General features: G+C 61.4%; 4 protein-coding genes. All 4 read right to left on the reverse strand.

The genetic code is table 11. The annotated features are described in order from the left end of the window. Positions 1-367: type I CRISPR-associated protein Cas7 (locus R2855_19770; protein ID MEZ4533243.1), on the reverse strand; the 367-nt coding region annotated here is incomplete at its 3' end. 125 nt (positions 368-492) lie between these two features. Next, positions 493-2,211 (reverse strand): type I-C CRISPR-associated protein Cas8c/Csd1, encoded by a 1,719-nt coding sequence (cas8c, locus tag R2855_19775; GenBank protein ID MEZ4533244.1) that lies wholly within the window; start codon positions 2,209-2,211, stop codon positions 493-495. Position 2,212: 1 nt separating this feature from the next. Continuing rightward, positions 2,213-2,863 (reverse strand): type I-C CRISPR-associated protein Cas5c, encoded by a 651-nt coding sequence (cas5c, locus tag R2855_19780; GenBank protein MEZ4533245.1) that lies wholly within the window; start codon positions 2,861-2,863, stop codon positions 2,213-2,215. Between the two features lie 357 nt (positions 2,864-3,220). Further along, positions 3,221-5,443 carry a CRISPR-associated helicase Cas3' gene (gene cas3 / locus R2855_19785; GenBank protein ID MEZ4533246.1) on the reverse strand — a complete coding sequence of 741 codons (2,223 nt, stop codon included), beginning with the start codon at positions 5,441-5,443 and terminating at the stop codon, positions 3,221-3,223. Positions 5,444-5,832 lie beyond the last annotated feature (389 nt).

Genomic DNA, 5,832 nt, shown 5'->3' on the forward strand with positions numbered 1-5,832 from the left:
CAAATGTGCGCACATCGAAGAAATTGGCGCACATCCAGTCGCGTGCCCGGTTCACATCCTCGCGTGGCTGCTTCGTGCCGCTTGGCTTGACGCCAAGATCGGTGTAGGCCCGCTCGTGTTGCGCATTGAGCGCAATCCCCTTGTCCTGCACGTAAATCTTGTAGCGCTCTTCCGTCCCGCGCACCGCATCCACGAAATCGCGCACCTTGCGCTTGATCGCCACATCCGTCACCAACCCCTGCATCGTCTCCGGATCCACCCGCGGCAGATTCCCCGCATCTGGATCGCCATTCGGGTTTCCGTCGCTCACATCGAACAACAGCACCGCATCGTGTCGCTTCGTCACGTCGGTATGCACAGTCGTCATCGAACTCCCATTCCTTTCATGTCTCGTGTCGTTCGCGTTTGTCGTAGCGGACCTCTGTATCCGCCCTCCGTCATTCCGACCGAAGCGGAGGAATCTCTTGTTCCCTGAATCCCAAGTCCCCGGGGCTACACCTCGTCGTTGGAGGCAGCTTCGTTCCGCGCTTTCGCATCTCGCGCTGCCCGCCGGTTGGCCGCCCGCTGGTGATAGAACCCCAACGCGAACAACCCTTGCTCCTCCAATGTCAATGTCTTGGGAAAGCTCGCCAGCGGCGCGGTGATTTCTTCCAGTTCCTGCTCCAACCGGTAGTGCGCGCCCGGCATGTCTCGCCGCAGCTTGCCCATGTGCGCCTGCGCTCCATGCAGCAACGTGCCGAACACCGAGGCCGGCGCGCTCGATGCCGAACCGTAGAACTTGTCCACGATGCCGGCGTTCGCGTTGCGAATCGCCAACCCCTGGATCTGATCGAGCGCGGCGAGCAATCGACCGCACAAATACGCCGGATTGATGTTCTCCTGATCGAGATCGGACATCGTCGTTTCGTCTCCTTCATTCCCTTGGGAACACAACACCATCTTGATGAGCATCGCCCGCTCGCGCGTCACATCCTGTGCGGCGCGGTTGCGTCGCACTGCCAGGTACAGCAAGTCCATCGGCAACGGTGAGCCCACCAACGCCAACCGGATCAGCGAGCGGGAAACGACCGGCGGCGGATCGTCCTTGCGTGAATCGCGCACCGTCGCTCCAGTCAGGCGATAGAGTGCAACTGCTTCTCCCGGCGATCCGTCCCACTCCACCATCTGCTGCAACGCGAAATACCGTCCCAGCCGGGTCTTGGCATCGCCCACCGACGTGTCGATCCAATCCCGCACCACCAGCCGCGCTCCGCTTGCCCCGAGCCCAACCCCGAAAAACGGCGTCGGGTCGAGCTCGAGCGCGGCGGCGGTCCCCCGTTTCCACGCGTCCAGCAGTGATCGCACCACCACCTGATGCTCATCGGGATTCAGAAACAGGCTGACTGGCGCAAAGTCCACATCCCGCCTCGTCCAGAACGCATAGGCCCCCTCTTTCATCCAGAGCGAGGTGCGTTTGTCGGCCAACAGCGCATTCAACGCATTGCCATACGCCTCCGCGCATGACTGGCACATCGGCGCAATCTGCGATGCCGTCAGCCCGTACGATTCGAACGCCGCCGCGTTGGCCGAAACCAGGTCTTTCAGGATCTGGCCCCCAGGCACCCCTTTGATCTTGATGGGGTGCCGTTCCAGCGCGGAACGTTGCTGCCCACAACCGATGCACGTCAGCAGCGCCGCGTTGTCGCCGTCCTCTTCCGCGCTGTTCATACTGGCCCAGAACGCGCGCACCGATGGCAAGTCGATCGGCCGCTCCCGCTCGGGTCCAATCTCGAATGTGATCGTTCCTGTGGGGTCAAAATCCGCCGGCAATGGCAACGTGTCGCGATCGAGCGCCGCCAGAAAGCTGCTCACCGCGGCCACCGAGGGTTCGCCCGTTGCCTCCCGGCATTGATCGACCAGTTCCACGAACTGGGTATGCTGTTGCTCCGCGCGGCCGCCTTTGGCGCCATCCCCGGCAAGACCCAGCACATAGGGCGCCGTATCTGCCAGCAACTTGGGCCGGATTCCCACAGTGCGCTTTACATGCGGCGCCAGCATCGGCAGACCGCGCTTGAGCTTCTTGTCCTGGGGCGAGGAAAGATCGCGCATCGTTCCCACCATCGTGCCGTCGGCTCGCAGCGCAATCAGATAGCGAATCGGTTGCTCTTGATACATCGGCGGTGGCAGCGCCAATCGGTCTTCCGCGTAAGCGCGCAACTCCTGAATCAACATCTCAGGCCGCCGCTCTTGCCAGTGCCGGCACACGCAAGACCCCACGCTCCAATCGGGCATCGAAGAAGATCGGCTTGGCCGCGCCGTTGCCCCCTGGGACAAATGCGAGATCGTGCAACATGCGCCCCAGGTCCATGGTCAGGTCCTGTGGCGCATCGCCCGGACCCGCTTCCCCGAACGACGCTGTGAACTCGCGCGTCCCCAGATACGGCTGCGCGAAACACTGCCCCCGCGCTACCCGTCGCCGAAAGACATCCCGGTGCTTCGCTTCTTGTCCCGGCGTAGGCGTCGCCGGAATCACATCTGCCCGGATCACGTAGGCCACATCCCGCAGCGCCAGCGTGTTTCGTTGCGCGCGGTCGTCACTTGCGAAAAAGCCTCCGCCGTTGGACTGCCAATTCCTCGCCGAACGGTCACTCGCGCGGGAATTCACTTCATTCCGCAAGATCGAGAAATAGCTGATCGGATTCAGCACCACGATCTCGCGCACCGACCAGGTAAATTCCGGCTTCCAGTAGATCGCCTCCAACACTCCCCGTGCCGCCGACGGCGTGATCACCGGATAGGTGACCCGCTCCGCCTTCATTTCCGGTCGGGTGAAACAGGCGAAGTCGCCCCAAACCTTCACCTCCACCGGACGATCGAACTCCACGGTCCTCGCCTCCTGACGTACAACCATCCAAGCCCTCGCCGACCTGGCGAGCGCGCATCGAAAGCACATCGATAAGGTTTCGATCCTCGCCGGAGCGTTCTACCGGCGCAAAAAGGAGTGAAAGTACACATATAAGGAATATGTATTCATCCTAAGAGGTGTTGTTAGCAATGTCAACAAGTACCTCATGCCATCATTCACTGGAGCAACTTCCCGGTCTTCTCACTTGTACGGTTGGCCATCTCGTTCGCGCAACTCCCGAAAGACTCTTCGTATTGGCCCAACCCTGCGCCGATTCCGGGGGTGTGTTAGCCCAGCGTTTCAACGGTGGGCACGAAACGAACCAAACATGTCGTATCACCCCACGATCAACCGCTCCACATCCATCCGCCCGCTGACCAACCCCAATCGGTTGTCGTACTCCGGCAGCCAAAGGAGCACATCGTCCGTCAGCTCCTGCGTATCGCCCGCCGTCAACCAGTTCCGGCGAACATTGACCAAAAAGGGTTGCGCCTCACGGATGAGCGCACGGAGCGCCTTCGAGTTACGCGTGTCGACTGCCCACTGGATCGAATCCGCCAGCTTCTCCGATGCTGGCTTTCCGTTGTCATACGGATCCCGATCCAACCCCCGATATCGCGCCAGCACCGGCACCTGATCTTCGTTGTCGATCATGCGGAACCGCTCCTCCACCGTCCGGAAGTTACGGGATTGCCGTTCTTGCTGAATTCCCTTGCTGTCTCCGGGAATATCGCGATACAGACTCCGGAAATACCGATCGAACAACGCCGGATCGTTGAGATCCAGTGCATCGCCCTCCCACTCCAGAAAGTTGCCCGTCGCTTCGGTGCTGATGCGATAGGGTCCCGGCGGCGTGCCTCCCTCTTCTGGACGGAAGATCACGACCCGCCCACCCCTGGGCAGTCGACCCTCTCGATTGCAACGTCCAGCCGCTTGCACGATCCGGTCCAGCGGACCGAACGCCCGCAACAAGAGCGGAAAATCGAGATCGACCCCGGCCTCCACCACCTGCGTGCTTACCAGGCGACATGGCAGTCCAGCTCGCAACCGGCCGCGCACCAGGTCCACAACATCCCGCCGGTGCGCTCCGCACATCCGTGACGAGAGATGGAAATGCCCCACTCCCTCTCCGAGTGCATCGAAGAGCGCAGCGGCATCCGCCACCGTATTGACGATTGCGAGTGCTTGCTCGTTGGTGCGCATTTCCTCGGCCGCCCGCTCCCAGTTCCAGGGGGCCTCATCCTGTTGCGGCCAGACATAGTCCACCCGCTGCAGCGCCCGAAAGTGCCGTGCCGGCTCAGACACGATCTCCACCGGCGCCAATTCCACCGGCAGCCAATCCACCGCCGGTTGCGTGGCCGTGCAGAGCACTACCGTCACCCCATAGTTCGCCACCAACTCACGCAGCACGTCATAGATCGGCTCGCGCAGTTCCAGAGGAATCGTCTGCGCCTCATCCAGCACGATCACGCTGCCAGCGATCCGGTGCAGCTTGCGGCAGACACTGGTCTTCCGGCCGAGCAGACTCTCGAAGAGCTGCACCATCGTTGTGATGATCAACGGCGCATTCCAATCCTGCGCTGCCAGTCGTCGCCACTGTGCGTGCTCGTCCTGCGATCCAGCCTCGTCATCGTTGGCAGCATCCGCCGCGCTATGGTGCTCCAACACCACGCGGTCATCGGGAAAAATCGACCGCACGATTCGTGCCGTCTGATCGGTGATCGTCAGATATGGCACGGCCAGAATCACACGGCGCAGCCCGTTCCGCGTTGCATGCCGCAGCGCGAACCCCAGTCCAGATCGCGTCTTGCCCCCACCCGTCGGCACCGTCAATCGGAAAAACCCCGATTCTTGCTCCGCTGCGGCCATGCAGGCGGCGTATACCTCGCCCCGTACCTGGTTGACCGGCATTGCCTGTTGCTGCGGGGAAAGCTGCGCGATGAATGCCGCCTGATCGGCCGCAAACCGTTCCCAAAGCTCCTGTATGGTGACCTCGCTGCCACGCTGCGCTGCCACCTCCGGATGCCAATGCCGTTCCGTATCGAAATGATCGGCATCCACCAGTGCCGAGAAGAGCATGCGCAACCAGAACTCCAGCGCATGCCGATTCGTCTGGGCAAACTCGGGAATCTCCGGTCTCGCTCGATCCTGTGGAATCACCCCAAGTGCATCGAACCGCTCCAGCGTCTCTTGCAGCGCGGGTGCTCGCCGAGCAAGCGCCGTTCCTTTCAGCTCCATCTCTCCGGCATCGATCAATCCGCCATGATGCCCCTGGACGAGAAATGCCAGCTCAGGCATCAACTCGATCACCCGCAAGAATCCCGCGCCCTTGTGATCGATGGTCTGATGTCTCCGATCCGGTTGCTCGGCGCACAACGCGAGATACCGCTGGAAGTCCACACCGGCTTTCCCCGAGTCATGCAAAATCCCCGCCCACCAAGCCGCATTTCCCGACCCGAACGCCGCCGCATGCTTCTCCGCCAGCTCGGCGACATCCTGCAGGTGACACGCCAGCGCATGCCATTCACCATCCTCATTCGGGGTATGCGCGTACAGCATGCACTCCTCTTGGGGCATCGAACATTGACAAAGTGGGTTGTTTGCCACAGAGAATAGAACATGCGTTCCATGTCGTCAATCCGAACTTATCCCTGCGAGCGTGGCGCCGGTTTCTTGGAGTCGCATGCCTTGACAAATGAGAACAGATGTTCTTATACTATCCCCAAGTGGCACGTTTGGCAACGAGCGCGGGCCTGGGCAGCAGATCATCGTGCCCGGGCTGGTTACCCGTCATCCACACTCGGTGCTGAATCCCGGCTCTCCAGAGCGTCACGGTCGATCCCACCGCCGTTTCCAGTCACTAGTTGCCAGTTGCCAGTTGTCAGTCGCTAGTTGCCAGTCGCCAGTCGTCAGTCGCTAGTTGCCAGTTGTCAGTCGCCAGTTCCCTA

Source organism: Thermomicrobiales bacterium, from assembly GCA_041390825.1.
Taxonomy (GTDB): Bacteria; Chloroflexota; Chloroflexia; order Thermomicrobiales; family UBA6265; genus JAMLHN01.